Here is a 13,113-nt window from a genome sequence, read left to right on the forward strand (position 1 = left end):
TCCACAAATCCGCGCCGCGGTCCAGCGGACCGGTGCAGCGTAGAGCCCGCACGTGGGTGACCGTCACGGCGTTGACACCGATCCTGCTGCTGCCCGCGACGCTGGTGGGGGCGTCGAGCTCGTTCCTCCCGGCGCCGCCCGACGGGGAGCGGTCCGATCTGCGGGAACTGGGGGCGACGGGCCACCTGCCGCAGTCGCCGCGGCTGAGCCCGCAACTGCTGGATCGCGCGGCCGACCCGCAGCGACTGGCCGAGGAACCCGCGCTCGATCTGCCGCGCGGAATCCTGGGCATCCCGCAACCCGTGCTGGACGCCTACGTGCGGGCGGCGCGGTCCGTGGCCGACACGAACCCGAGGTGCGGTGTGCACTGGTCGGTGCTCGCCGCGATCGGCCGGATCGAGTCGGGGCACGCGCGTTCCGGCAGCGTCGACGTGCTGGGCACCACGGTGCGGGCGATCCTCGGCCCGCGGCTGTCCGGCGGGCCCGGCATCGCCGCCATCCCGGACACGGACGGCGGGCGCTACGACGGCGACCCGGTGTGGGACCGCGCGGTGGGGCCGATGCAGTTCATCCCGTCCACCTGGCGGAAGTGGGCCACCGACGGCAACGGGGACAGCGCGGCCAGCCCGCACAACGTGCACGACGCCAGCCTCGCCGCGGCCCGGTACCTCTGCGGCGATGGCGGTGACCTGCGCAGACCCCGGGATCTGGCGGCCGCGGTGTTCCGCTACAACCACTCCGAGAGCTACGTGCGGACGGTGCTCATCTGGGCTGCCGCATACGCGAAGGGCGTGACGCCCACCCCGGCGGACCTGGCCCCGGAGGTGGACGACGTCCTCGCGGGCGAACGCATGCCCGCCGAGCCGCTCGCCCTGGCCCGGCCACCGGCGCCCGCTCCGCCCCCGGCGCAGCCCGCCCCGTCGCAGAGTCCGCCCGGACCGGCGCAGCCGCCGTCGCCGCCCCCAGCGTCACCGTCCCCGGCGGAGCCGTCGCCGGGGAGCGGCGTCGTGCCGCCGGACGTGCCGGAACCGAGCATCCCGGAGCTGACGCCGCCGAACCTGACCCCCGCACCGACACCACCACCGGCGTCGACCGGACCGGGCGCCCCGGACCATCCCGGCGTCCCGCCGGTCACATCGACCCCGCCGGGCGCCGCTCCGCCAGAGACTCCGCCGGGCCCGCCCGGAGCCCCGCCGAGTCCGACCGCGCCGCCGGCGAGCGGCCCGGAGCCGACGACGCCGCCCTCGACGAGCGAACCACCCTCGACGAGCGAATCGACGACGGCGTGCGACCCGGCGGTGCTCGCCCGCGGGGAGTTCACGACCGCGGAGCCGAGTCCGGGCACCGTCCTCGGTCCGGGAGCCGGCGACCCGCACGCCGTGGCCCCGGGCCAGCTCGTCTACGTCGACACCGCGGGCGTCCTCACACCCTGCACGGTGCCTGCCGACTTCCACCCGTGACCGGTGTCCCGCCCGGCCACTGGGGCTGGGAGCGGGGGTTGAGCGTCGCCACATCGGGTGAGGTCACCCAATGGTCCGGCGGGCGACTAGCGTGGAGACGCGCGAACCAGCGCACCGCCGAACCGAGCGCGAGGAGGACCAGATGCCACGGGTCGCGGCGATCGACTGCGGGACGAACTCCATCCGCCTGCTGGTGGCCGATGTGACGGTGCACGACGACGGTCGGCGGGATCTGCGCGACGTGCACCGCGAGATGCGGATCGTCCGGCTCGGACAGGGCGTCGACGCCACCGGCAGACTCGCCGAGGAGGCGCTGGAACGGACCCGCGCCGCGCTGGTCGACTACGCGGCCATCGCGCGGCGCAAGGGCGTGGAGCGGGTGCGGATGGTGGCCACCTCGGCGACCCGGGACGCCGCCAACCGCGAGGTCTTCTTCGCCATGGTGCGGGACACGCTCGGCATCGACGCCGAGGTGATCACCGGTGACGAGGAGGCCCGGCTGTCGTTCACCGGCGCGGTCGGCGACCTCGACCCGGCCGACGGCCCGTTCGTGGTCACCGACATCGGCGGCGGTTCCACCGAACTCGTGGTGGGCACCTGGGACGGGGCGCGGGCGCACATCGCCGCGGCGTATTCCGCGGACGTCGGATGTGTCCGGTTGACCGAGCGCTGCCTGCACAGCGATCCGCCCACCGACGAGCAGGTCCGCGAGGCGGAGAAGGTGGCCCGGCAGATCCTCGACGACGCCTTCGCGGCGGTGGACTGCTCGGGGGCGCGCACCTGGGTGGGGGTCGCCGGAACGGTGACGACGCTGTCCGCGATCGCGCAGGACCTCCCCGACTATGACCCGGTCGCAATTCACCTTTCCCATATTTCCCAGAACCGCGTCGAACAGATAACCGACCAACTGCTCCGAATGTCGCACGATGAGAGGGCCTCGATCGGGGCCATGCACCCCGGCCGAGTGGACGTCATCGGCGGCGGTGCGTTGGTGGTGAAGGTCCTCGCCGAGGAATTGGCGGAACGCGCCGGGATCATCGAGATGACCGTCAGTGAGCACGACATTCTCGACGGTATTGCACTGTCTATCAGCTAGTTCTCACATTTCGGAACGCTACTTCCAGCTTCTGAGTGACGTACTGACTGCATCGAGCCAGAAAGTGACGGCTTTGTGACAGTGCATTGCCGTGAGCTTGTTCTCACTTATGTTTACGCTCATCTGACGCGGCGGTTGAAGAACCGCCGCGCGTGGTGACCCCGCGTCGGAAATCAACCGCTGGGGCACACGTGGAAGCGGGAGGACCTACATGCGAAAGGGACGTTTGGCCGCCATGGTCGCGGCCCCGCTGGCGGTGGCGATGATCGCCACCGGTTGCGGTGGTGGCGGCAGCGGCTCGGGAGAGGACGGCATCATCACTCTGCACTGGGGTGAGCCGGAGAACCCTCTGGTCCCAGCCAACACCACCGAGGAGATGGGCGGCTTCATCATCGACGCCCTGTTCACCGGCCTGGTGGAGTACCGGGCCAGTGACCTGAAGGTGGAGAACGCGGTGGCGGAGTCCATCGAGACCACCGACAACCAGAACTTCACGATCAAGCTCAAGCCGGGCTGGACGTTCCACGACGGCACCCCGGTCGAGGCGCACAACTTCGTGGACGCCTGGAACTACGCAGCCTACGGTCCTCACGGCTTCCAGGGCGCGAGCTTCTTCGAGCAGATCGAGGGCTACGACGCCCTCCAGACGGAGGACCCGGACGGCGACGGGCCGGCGCAGGCCCCCACCCCGCCCACCGACAAGATGTCCGGCCTCCAGGTCGTGGACCCGCTCACCTTCACCGTGAAGCTCAAGCAGCCCTTCACGATCTTCCCGGTGGTGCTGGGCTACTCGGCCTACAAGCCGCTCCCCGACACCTTCTTCCGGGACCCGAAGGGCTTCGAGGCGCACCCGATCGGCAACGGGCCGTTCAAGTTCGAAAGCCGCGTCCCCAACGTCGAGCTCAACGTCACCGCGTACGACAAGTACGCCGGCGACAACAAGCCGACCATCAAGGGCGCCAAGTTCAAGGTCTACAACGAGCTGGACGCCGCCTACCAGGACCTGGTCTCGGGCAACCTGGACTTTTTGGAGGCCATCCCGGTCTCCGCACTCGTGGGTGACAGGTGGAAGCAGGACCTGGGCGACCGGGCCCACCAGAAGCCGGGTCTGCTGACCCAGAACCTGGGCTTCCCGCTCTACGATGAGCGGTTCAAGAACCCCTTGCTGCGCAAGGCGATCTCCATGTCGATCGACCGCAAGACGATCGCGCAGCAGGTGTTCGCCGGTGGTCGCGACCCGGCCGACGGCTTCGCCACCCCGGCCGTCGACGGCTACCGCCCGAACCAGTGCGGTGAGGCGTGCGAGTTCAACCCGGAGAAGGCCAGGCAGTACCTGCAGCAGGCTGGTGGCTTCCCGGGCGTGCTGACCGTGGAGACCAACGCCGACGGCGGCCACAACGAGTGGGTCCAGGCGGTCGCCGCGAGCATCAGGCAGAACCTCGGCATCGAGACCCAGTTCGTCCCGACCCCGACGTTCGGCGAGTTCCGGCAGAAGGCCAACGGCTTCCAGTTCAGCGGCCTGTTCCGGACCGGGTGGAAGGCCGACTACCCGAACCTGGAGACCTTCCTGACCCAGCTGTACCGGACCAACGCGTCGTCCAACGACTACAAGTACTCCAACCCGGCGTTCGACGCCGCGCTGGACCGGGCGAACGCGGCTCCGACGGTGGAGGCGGCCACCGCGGCCTACGCTGACGCGGAGAAGCTGCTGGCCGAGGACCTGCCGGTCATCCCGCTGTGGACGCAGCCGGTGCAGTACGGCTTCTCGGAGCGGATCGCCGCCGGCGAGGTCAAGGCATACCGCATCCTCGACCTGACGACGGTGCGTCTGAACCAGTGACGATGAGCCGGTGCCCGGCCCGCCGAGACCCGGTGGGCCGGGCACCGCGCTGGCTGTGATGAGGAGGCCCGTATGGGTCGCTACGTGTTGCGGCGGCTGCTGCAACTGATCCCGGTTTTCATCGGGACCACGCTGATCATTTACCTGCTGGTTTGGGCGATCCCGGGGGACCCGTTCGCCGCGAAGTGCGGGGACCGCGGCTGCCCGCCGGCATACATCGCCGAGATGCACGAGAAGTACAACCTCGACGATCCCCTGATCGTGCAGTACTTCAAATACCTGGGGCAGCTGCTCACGGGTGATTTCGGGGAGACCTACGCGGGGGTGCGGGTCAGCCAGCTGATCGAGCAGGCGTACCCGATCACGATCAAGCTCGCCCTGGTCGCGCTGGTCATCGAGGCCCTCATCGGGTTGGCCGCCGGCATCCTGACCGGCCTGCGCGGTCGCGGGTTCGTTGACAACCTGGTGCTCGTGTCGACGCTGTTTCTGATCTCGCTGCCGGTGTTCGTCACCGGTTTCGTGCTGCAGATCGTGCTCGGCAGCGAACTCGGCATCATCAGGACGACGGTCAGCTCCAATCCCTCGATCGGGGAGCTGATCGTGCCCGGCTTCGTGCTCGGCTCGTTGTCGATGGCCTATGTCGCCCGGTTGACCCGGACCAGCCTGATGGAGAACCGCCGGGCCGACTACGTGCGCACGGCGGTTGCCAAGGGCCTGGAGCAGAAGCGGGTCGTCGGGGTGCACCTGCTGCGCAACTCGCTGATCCCGGTCGTCACCTTCCTCGGCACCGACCTCGGCACCCTGATGGGTGGCGCGATCGTCACCGAGGGCGTGTTCAACATCCGCGGCATCGGTGGCCTGATCTTCCAAGCCATCCTGACCAAGGAAGGCACCACGGTGACCGGGATCGTCACCCTGTTGGTGCTGGTCTACCTGCTGATGAACCTGCTCGTGGACATTCTCTACGCGGTTCTCGACCCGAGGATCCGATATGACTGACCAAAGCGCTTCCAGCCTGGTCTCCGGTCCGCCCCCGGTCCCGGAGGAGAAGGTGCCCGCGACCACGGGCGGCAGGCCGCGGAAACCCCGGGGTCTGTGGGGCGACGCGTGGGACGACCTGCGCCGCCGCCCGCTGTTCATCGTCGCCGCGGTGATCATCGTGGTGCTGCTGTTCATCGCGGCGTTCCCGGGGGTGTTCACCTCGGCGGACCCGTCGTTCCAGGACCTGACCAAGTCCCGGCAGGGCCCGTCGGCCGAGGCGTGGTTCGGCTACGACAACCTCGGCCGCGACGTGTTCGCCCGGGCCATCTACGGCACCCGCGCGTCGATCGTGGTGGGCCTGCTCGCCACGCTGCTCACGGTGCTGATCGGCGGCACCATCGGCATCATGGCCGGGTACTTCGGCGGCTGGTTCGACAACCTCTGCTCCCGGTTCTCGGAGATCTTCCTGGGCCTGCCGTTCGTGCTGGGCGCGATCGTCATCCTGACGACCTTCAACGCGGAGATGGTGATCCCCAGCGCGCCCCGCATCATCACCCAGGTGGTGCTGTCGATCGGGGTGCTGTCCTGGCCGATCGCGATGCGCATCATGCGGTCCGCGGCGATCTCGGCCAAGCAGCAGGACTACGTCAAGGCCGCCCGGGCGCTCGGCGCGGGCGCGCCGCGGATCATCCTGCGGCACATGCTGCCGAACTGCCTGGCGCCCGTGCTGGTGTACGCCACGATCGCGCTGGGCGGGTTCATCGGCGCCGAGGCGACGCTGTCGTTTTTGGGCATCGGCCTGCGCGACCCGGTCGTGTCGTGGGGCGTGATGATCGCCGAGTCCCGCAACTACATCCAGGCCGCCCCGCACCTGCTGCTGTTCCCGGCCGGGTTCCTGGTGGTCACGGTGCTGGCGTTCGTGATGCTCGGCGACGCCGTGCGCGACGCGCTGGACCCGAAGCAGAGGTAGGAGAACCGCTTTGTCTACTGCGGACGAGAAGGCCCCGGCGGAGCGGCTGCTGGAGGTCGAGGACCTGCACGTGGAGTTCCGCACCCGGGACGGCGTGGCCAAGGTCCTCAACGGCGTCAACTACCACGTCGACGCCGGTGAAACCCTCGCGGTGCTGGGCGAGTCCGGGTCCGGCAAGAGCGTCACCGCGCAGACCATCATGGGCATCCTGGACATGCCCCCGGGGGTGGTCACCGGCGGCGCGATCCGCTTCCGCGGCGAGGACCTGCTCAGCGCCCCGCCGGAGCGCCGGCGGGAGCTGCGCGGCGAGTCGATGGCGATGATCTTCCAGGACGCGCTGTCGGCGCTGAACCCGGTCTACACCGTCGGGTTCCAGATCGCCGAGCAGTTGCGGATGCGCCGCGGCATGTCCCGCAAGGACGCCATGGCGCGGGCCGTGGAGCTGCTGGACCAGGTGAAGATCCCCAACGCCAGGCAGCGCGTGAAGGAGTATCCGCACCAGTTCTCCGGCGGCATGCGGCAGCGCGCGATGATCGCGATGTCGCTGGCGCTGGACCCGGCGCTGCTGATCGCCGACGAGCCGACCACGGCGCTGGACGTCACCGTGCAGGCCCAGATCATGGACCTGCTGGACGAGCTGCGCCGGGAGCGCGGCATGGGGCTCATCCTGATCACCCACGACCTCGGCGTGGTCGCCGAGGTCGCGGACCGGATCGTGGTGATGTACGCGGGGCGGATCGTGGAGGCCGCGGACGCGTACTCGCTGTACCAGCGGCCGGGCCACCCGTACACCGAGGGCCTGATGCGGTCGATCCCGCGGCTGGACCTCAAGGGGCAGGAGCTGGAGACCATCAAGGGGCTGCCGCCGAGCCTGCTGGCCGTGCCGCCGGGCTGCCCGTTCCACCCGCGCTGCCCGCGTGCGGAGGAGCGGTGCCGCCAGGAGGTCCCGGCCTACCACCAGCTGGGGCTGGGCCGGATCAGCGCCTGCCACTTCGCGGAGGAGTTGATGAGCCGTGGCTGAGCCGATCCTCCAGGTGCGGGACCTGGTCAAGCACTTCCCGGTCACCCAGGGCGTGGTGTTCAAGCGCACCATCGGGCACGTGCGGGCGGTCGACGGGATCTCGTTCGACCTGCACCGCGGCGAAACGCTCGGCGTGGTGGGCGAGTCGGGGTGCGGCAAGTCGACGCTCGCGCAGGTGCTGATGCGGTTGGAGAAGCCGACCAGCGGCAGCGCGCTGTTCGAGGGCCGCGACATGTTCAAGCTGCGCGGTTCGGAGCTGCGCAAGCTGCGCCGCGACCTGCAGATCGTGCTGCAGGACCCGTACACCTCGCTGAACCCGCGACGCACCGTCGGCGACATCGTCGGCGAGCCGTTCGAGATTCACCCGGAGGTGGCGCCGAAGGGCGACCGGCGGCGCCGGGTGCAGGAGCTGCTGGAGGTCGTCGGCCTCAACCCGGAGCACATCCAGCGCTACCCGCACCAGTTCTCCGGTGGTCAGCGCCAGCGCATCGGCATCGCGCGGGCGCTGGCGCTGCGGCCGAAGGTGATCATCTGCGACGAGCCGGTGTCGGCGCTGGACGTGTCGATCCAGGCGCAGGTGATGAACCTGCTGGGTGATCTGCAGCAGGAGTTCGGCCTGTCGTACGTCTTCATCGCCCACGACCTGGGGGTGGTGCGCCACCTGTCGGATCGGGTGGCGGTGATGTATCTGGGCAAGATCGTGGAGATCGGCACGGACGAGCAGATCTACGAGCATCCGCAGCACCCGTACACGCAGGCGCTGCTGTCGTCGGTGCCGGTGCCGGACCCGACGTTGCGCGGCAAGCGTGAGGTCATCCGGCTCACCGGGGACGTGCCGAGCCCGGCGAACCCACCGTCGGGCTGCCGGTTCCGCACCCGCTGCTGGAAGGCGCAGGACATCTGCGCCGAGCAGGTGCCGGCTCTGGAGGTCCGCCTGGGCAACCACCCGTCGGCCTGCCACTTCGCCGAGGAGCGCCCCCGCGTGGTCTCCTGACCGGGTGATTTTCTCCGAGTGAAGGGCATCTTCGACCAATGTGCCTGGTCGAAGATGCCCTTCACTGTCACCGGATTCGGCAGTTCACCCGGTCGAGCACACCGTCCCTGATCGCACCGCGTCGAAACCCGACGCAGCAACCTCGCGGCACCGGACCTTCCGGGTGGGATGGGCGGCCCCCGCCCGCTGCCCGGCCCGCCGCCTCGGTCAGGCGGTGCGGTGTTCCGCCCCGATCCGGGGGAACGGGCGGATGGAGAACACCACCTCCACCGGCACCTCGAAGTACTCCGCGATGCGCAGCGCCAGGTGCAGGCTCGGGCTGTACTCGCCGCGCTCCAGGTACCCCACCGTCTGGTAGTGCACGCCCAGCGCCTCGGCGAGCTGCCGGCGCGAGATCCCGCGTTCGGCCCGCAGCATCGCGATGCGGTTGTGAATCGTCTCGGTCATGGTTCCTCTTCTGCCGGCGTCATCGCACGCGCTGCATCGCCTTCTCCCGCCGCGCGGCCACGCTCGACCCCGACTCGCGCCGCGCCATCCGGCGCAGCACCACCGGCGCCACCACCAGGCCGATCACGGCCCACACGCTGAGCACCCCGACAGTCTCCAGATGCCGCCACGAGCCGCCGATCTCGACCGCCGCCATCGCGTCCGGCAGCAACGCGGACCGCATGCCCAGGCCCAGCCAGTACAGCGGGAACGCCTGCGCGATCCACTGCAACCACTCCGGGGTGTCGGTGATGGGGTAGAAGATCCCGGAAATCCCGATCAGCGCCATCATCGGCAGCATGACCAGTCCGAGGCTGCGCGGGCTGGAGAACAGCGAGCCGATGATCGCACCGATCGGCATCGTCGCGACCAGCCCGAGCACCAGAACCCAGGCCAGCGTCAGCCACGCGGCGACACCGGTGGACAACCCGTCGAAGATCACCAGCCCCGGCACCAGCAGGATCACCAGGCTGATCAGCGACATGCAGCCGACCAGCACGATCTTGCCCACCAGGTAGCCGAGCATGCCGTCCGGGGTGGCCTTGGCGCGCAGCAACGTGCCGTCCTCGCGCTCGACGACGAGCAGCTGCGCGACGCTGATCAACCCGGCGAACGCGATCCCCATACCCAGCACGCTGGGCAGCGTCATCGCCCCCAGCGAGAAACCGGCCACAGTGGACTCTCGCTGGAACAGCATCACCACCAGCAGAATCACGTTCGGGAACAGGTAACCCCACAGGTCCTGCGGGGTGGTCAGGGTCTGCCGGAACTCGATCCATCCGCGCTGGAGCCCCGCGCGGACCGCGTTGGCCTTCACCGGTCTTCCTCCTCGGTGCCGAAGGGCAGCGCCGCCTCCGTGTCACGGCCGGACTCGTGGGCGCGCACCAGCGCCATGTAGGTGTCCTCCAGGGTCGCGCGCCGGACCTCCAGCTCGCTGACGGCGTCGCCGTGCTGGGTGAGCAGCTCCCGGACGAACCGGGTCGCGTCGGCCGTCGAGTGCACGAACCGCTGGCCGTCGAGGGTCCACTTGACCTCCGAGTCCGCGGCGACCTGCCGGGACAGCGCGTCGGCCGAACCGTCGGCGACGATCCGGCCGCCGGCCAGGATCACGATGCGGTCGGCCAGCTTCTCGGCCTCGTCGAGGTCGTGCGTGGTGAGCAGGATGCCGGTGCCGCCGTCGTCGGCGAGCCGGTGCACCAGATCGTGGAACTCGCGCCGGGCCTGCGGGTCGAAGCCCACCGTGGGCTCGTCCAGGAACAGCAGCTCGGGACGGCCGACGATGCCGATCGCGACGTCGAGCCGCCGCCGCTGCCCGCCGGAGAGCTGCCCGATCCGCTTGTTCGCGTGCTGGGTGAGGCCGACGGCGGCGATGAGCTCATCGGTGTCCCACGGGCGCTGGATCTGCTCGGTGGCGTACGGCGCGTAGTAGCTGCCGAGGTGCGTGAGCAGTTCGCGCACCTTCCACTTGCTGTGGTCGCGCCAGGACTGCAGGACGACGCCGAGCCGGGCGCGCCACCGCTCGTCGCCGTGCGCCGGGTCGGTGCCGAGGACGGACACCTCGCCACCGGAGCGCATCCGGAACCCTTCCAGGATCTCGATCGTCGTGGTCTTGCCCGCGCCGTTCGGCCCTAACAGGGCGACGACCTCGCCGCGGCGGGCGGTGAAGGTGACGCCGCGGAGCACGTCGGTCGTGCCATAGCGCATCCGCAGGTCACGCACGTCGAGCACGGTGTCCTCGCCGGATGGCGGCGCGGACGGCGAGGACACCGCCGACTCCTTCGCGATTGTCATAACCCCGGTACCTTCCACAGCAGTCATAGGCTGGTTTGTAGCACATATACTACGTACCGGGGCACGTCTGTGTGTTCGAAAAACGGGATGGGGCGGCCGAGAGCGTTGATCAGGTGGGATATGTGGCAGCCGAGTGGTCCGCCGCGGCCGGGCGACCGCGGCGGACCGCGGTGGCGCTACGGGCGCCTGGTCACGAACGCCGCGAGGTCGGCGGACTGCTGCACGCGGGACTCCTCGTGGACGTACATCATGTGACCCGCCGGGTAGTAGCGGACCTCGATGTTCTCCCGCAGCTGCTCGGGGATCGGCAGCCGGGCCAGCACGTGCTCCGCCGCGAAGTACGGCGTCGCGCCGTCGGTGTAACCGGAGGCCACGTGCACCCGCAGGTGCGGGTTGGCCTGCATGGCGGCGCCCAGTTTGTCCACAACGGACACCGCCGCGCCCTCGAACTCCTTGAACGACCACGGGTGCACCCGGCTGGACAGCACCTCATACGGCAGGTCGTTGCGGTAGTCGAGTTCCTCGCGCACGTAGTGGTTGATGGCCGCCGCGTAGGCCCCGCGGATGTGCGAGATGCTGGGGTCGTCGGTGAACCGCTCCACAGCGGCGTCCGGCTCCCAACCGGTGAACCGGCCGTCCATCCGGCCGACGGTGAGCCGCCGGTCGCGCAGCAGCTCGGTGAAGAACCGGATGTGCTCGATGCGCAGGTTGACCCGGTCCACATACTCCTCGGTCAGCCCGGACAGCTCGGCGATCCGCCGGACGATGTCCTCGCGCTCCTCCGCGCTCAGCCGCGCCCCGCGCGCCAGCGCCCACGGGTAGTCCTCGGCGGCGAACTTCTCGGCCTCGTCGAGCACCTCCCGCAGCGGCCGGTCGCCGTGCTTGCCGTGGTAGTGCGCGATCGCCGCGTAGGTCGGCAGGAACAGCGTGTACGGCAGGTCGTTGCCCTCGGTGAACCGGATCGTCCCCATGTCCAGCACGGAGGAGATCAGCACCAGCCCGTTGGGGTACAGCCCGTGCCGCGACTGGAGGAACTCGGCCAGCGCCGCCGCGCGCAGCGTGCCGTAGGACTCCCCGGCGAGGTACTTCGGCGACATCCAGCGCCCGTTGCGGGTGGTCCACAGCCGGATCACCTCGCCGATCGACTCGATGTCGCCCTGGTAGCCGTGGAACTCGCCCGGCTTGCCGCCCTCGACGGCCCGGGAGTAGCCGGTGGAGACCGGGTCGATGAACACCAGGTCGCTGTGCGCCAGCAGCGTTTCGGCGTTGTCGGCGAGCCCGTAGGGCGGCGGGGCGAGCGCACCGGCGTCACCGGAGATCACCCGCCGCGGGCCGAGCAGCCCCACGTGCAACCAGACGCTGGAGGAGCCGGGGCCGCCGTTGAACGCGAAGGTCACCGGCCGGTCAGGGCCGCCGCCATCAGCGACGTAGGCGGTCACGAAGACCTCCGCCTTGGGCTTGTACCCCTGGAACCTGCCGTCTTCGTGCACCTCCTCGCGGAGCACGATCCGGCCGGTGGTGGCGGTGTAGGCCAGCTCCGCACCCGCCACCGTGATCGAGTGGTGCGTGCTGACCAGGTCGTCGACCGGCTCCGCGGGGTTGGTCGACTCCTGCTTGGCCTCGTCGGTCTTGTCCTCGCTGGCTGCCATGCCGCCCACATTACGTGCCATCGAAAGGGTTTTCTGCCACTTTGGAGAGGTGCCCGACGTGACCTCCCGGCTCGTCGCCGACCCGGTCGGCGACCCGGCCGCGACAGCGCCCGACGCCCGGCGGCTCGCCGGCCTCGACGAACTCGTGTCCCGCTGCGTCGCCTGCCCGCGGCTGGTGGCGTGGCGGGAGGAGGTCGCGCAGGTCCGGCGCGCGGCGTTCCGCGACGAGGAGTACTGGGGGCGGCCGGTTCCGGGCTTCGGCCCGGAGGACGCCGCGATCGGGATCGTCGGCCTGGCCCCGGCCGCGCACGGCGGGAACCGGACGGGCCGGATCTTCACCGGTGACCGCTCCGGCGACGTCCTGTTCCGTGCCCTCTACGACGTCGGCCTCGCCTCCCAACCGGAGGCGAGGCACCGCGACGACGGCCTGACGCTGCACCGCACAAGGATCACGGCTCCGGTGCACTGCGCCCCGCCCGCGAACAAGCCGACGCCGACGGAACGGGACACCTGCCGTCCGTGGCTGGTCCGCGAACTAGCGCTGCTGCGCCCGACGCTGCGGTCGGTGGTCGTGCTGGGCGCCTTCGGCTGGCAGGCCCTGATGCCGGTCCTGGAGCAGACGGCGTGGCAGCTGCCGCGACCCCGCCCGAAGTTCGGCCACGACGCCCACGTCGAGCTCCCGGCGGCGGACGGCGGAGCACCCCTGCACCTCCTCGGCTGCTACCACGTCAGCCAGCAGAACACCTTCACCGGCAAGCTGACCCCGGCGATGCTGCGCGGCGTCCTGGAGCACGCCAGGGCGCTCGCGGGGGTCTGACTTTGGCC

At 70.1% G+C, this 13,113-nt stretch carries 12 protein-coding genes; 8 read left to right on the forward strand and 4 right to left on the reverse strand.

Features of this window, described 5'->3' with window-relative positions; all coding sequences use genetic code 11:
* Nucleotides 1-71 precede the first annotated feature (71 nt).
* From IEY17_RS01715 to IEY17_RS01745, 7 genes are all read left to right on the forward strand, one after another.
* Nucleotides 72-1,460 (forward strand): lytic transglycosylase domain-containing protein, encoded by a 1,389-nt coding sequence (locus IEY17_RS01715; protein WP_229679751.1) that lies wholly within the window; start codon nt 72-74, stop codon nt 1,458-1,460.
* Between the two features lie 142 nt (nt 1,461-1,602).
* A complete protein-coding gene (locus tag IEY17_RS01720) occupies nt 1,603-2,556 on the forward strand; it encodes a Ppx/GppA phosphatase family protein (protein ID WP_188984653.1) in 954 nt (317 codons plus the stop codon).
* 211 nt (nt 2,557-2,767) lie between these two features.
* Nucleotides 2,768-4,396 (forward strand): peptide ABC transporter substrate-binding protein, encoded by a 1,629-nt coding sequence (locus tag IEY17_RS01725; RefSeq protein WP_188984655.1) that lies wholly within the window; start codon nt 2,768-2,770, stop codon nt 4,394-4,396.
* Nucleotides 4,397-4,468: 72 nt separating this feature from the next.
* Nucleotides 4,469-5,395 (forward strand): ABC transporter permease, encoded by a 927-nt coding sequence (locus IEY17_RS01730; protein WP_188984657.1) that lies wholly within the window; start codon nt 4,469-4,471, stop codon nt 5,393-5,395.
* Nucleotides 5,388-6,347, forward strand: a complete 960-nt coding sequence (locus IEY17_RS01735) for an ABC transporter permease (protein WP_188984659.1) — start codon at nt 5,388-5,390, stop codon at nt 6,345-6,347. Before IEY17_RS01730 ends, IEY17_RS01735 begins: the two co-directional genes overlap by 8 nt.
* A 10-nt stretch (nt 6,348-6,357) precedes the next feature.
* The gene (locus IEY17_RS01740) at nt 6,358-7,368 is read left to right on the forward strand and encodes an ABC transporter ATP-binding protein (RefSeq protein WP_188984661.1); all 1,011 of its coding nucleotides are present in this window, start codon (nt 6,358-6,360) and stop codon (nt 7,366-7,368) included.
* A complete protein-coding gene (locus IEY17_RS01745; protein WP_188984663.1) occupies nt 7,361-8,362 on the forward strand; it encodes an ABC transporter ATP-binding protein in 1,002 nt (333 codons plus the stop codon). Before IEY17_RS01740 ends, IEY17_RS01745 begins: the two co-directional genes overlap by 8 nt.
* Nucleotides 8,363-8,569: 207 nt before the next feature.
* Here the strand turns inward: IEY17_RS01745 and IEY17_RS01750 are convergent, their stop codons facing one another.
* From IEY17_RS01750 to IEY17_RS01765, 4 genes are all read right to left on the reverse strand, one after another.
* The gene (locus tag IEY17_RS01750; RefSeq protein WP_188984665.1) at nt 8,570-8,809 is read right to left on the reverse strand and encodes a helix-turn-helix transcriptional regulator; all 240 of its coding nucleotides are present in this window, start codon (nt 8,807-8,809) and stop codon (nt 8,570-8,572) included.
* 19 nt (nt 8,810-8,828) lie between these two features.
* Nucleotides 8,829-9,665, reverse strand: coding sequence for an ABC transporter permease (locus tag IEY17_RS01755; RefSeq protein ID WP_188984667.1), 837 nt, complete (start codon nt 9,663-9,665; stop codon nt 8,829-8,831).
* Complete coding sequence (locus IEY17_RS01760) at nt 9,662-10,552, reverse strand: ABC transporter ATP-binding protein (RefSeq protein WP_229679801.1); 891 nt, start codon at nt 10,550-10,552, stop codon at nt 9,662-9,664. Before IEY17_RS01760 ends, IEY17_RS01755 begins: the two co-directional genes overlap by 4 nt.
* A 263-nt stretch (nt 10,553-10,815) precedes the next feature.
* Nucleotides 10,816-12,288: a S10 family peptidase gene (locus IEY17_RS01765; RefSeq protein ID WP_188984671.1), complete on the reverse strand. Its 1,473-nt coding sequence runs from the start codon at nt 12,286-12,288 to the stop codon at nt 10,816-10,818.
* 49 nt (nt 12,289-12,337) lie between these two features.
* Between IEY17_RS01765 and IEY17_RS01770 the strand changes: the two genes are divergently transcribed.
* Nucleotides 12,338-13,105, forward strand: coding sequence for a uracil-DNA glycosylase (locus IEY17_RS01770; protein ID WP_229679752.1), 768 nt, complete (start codon nt 12,338-12,340; stop codon nt 13,103-13,105).
* Nucleotides 13,106-13,113 lie beyond the last annotated feature (8 nt).

Source organism: Saccharopolyspora thermophila, from assembly GCF_014646075.1.
GTDB classification, from domain to species: Bacteria; Actinomycetota; Actinomycetes; order Mycobacteriales; family Pseudonocardiaceae; genus Saccharopolyspora; species Saccharopolyspora thermophila.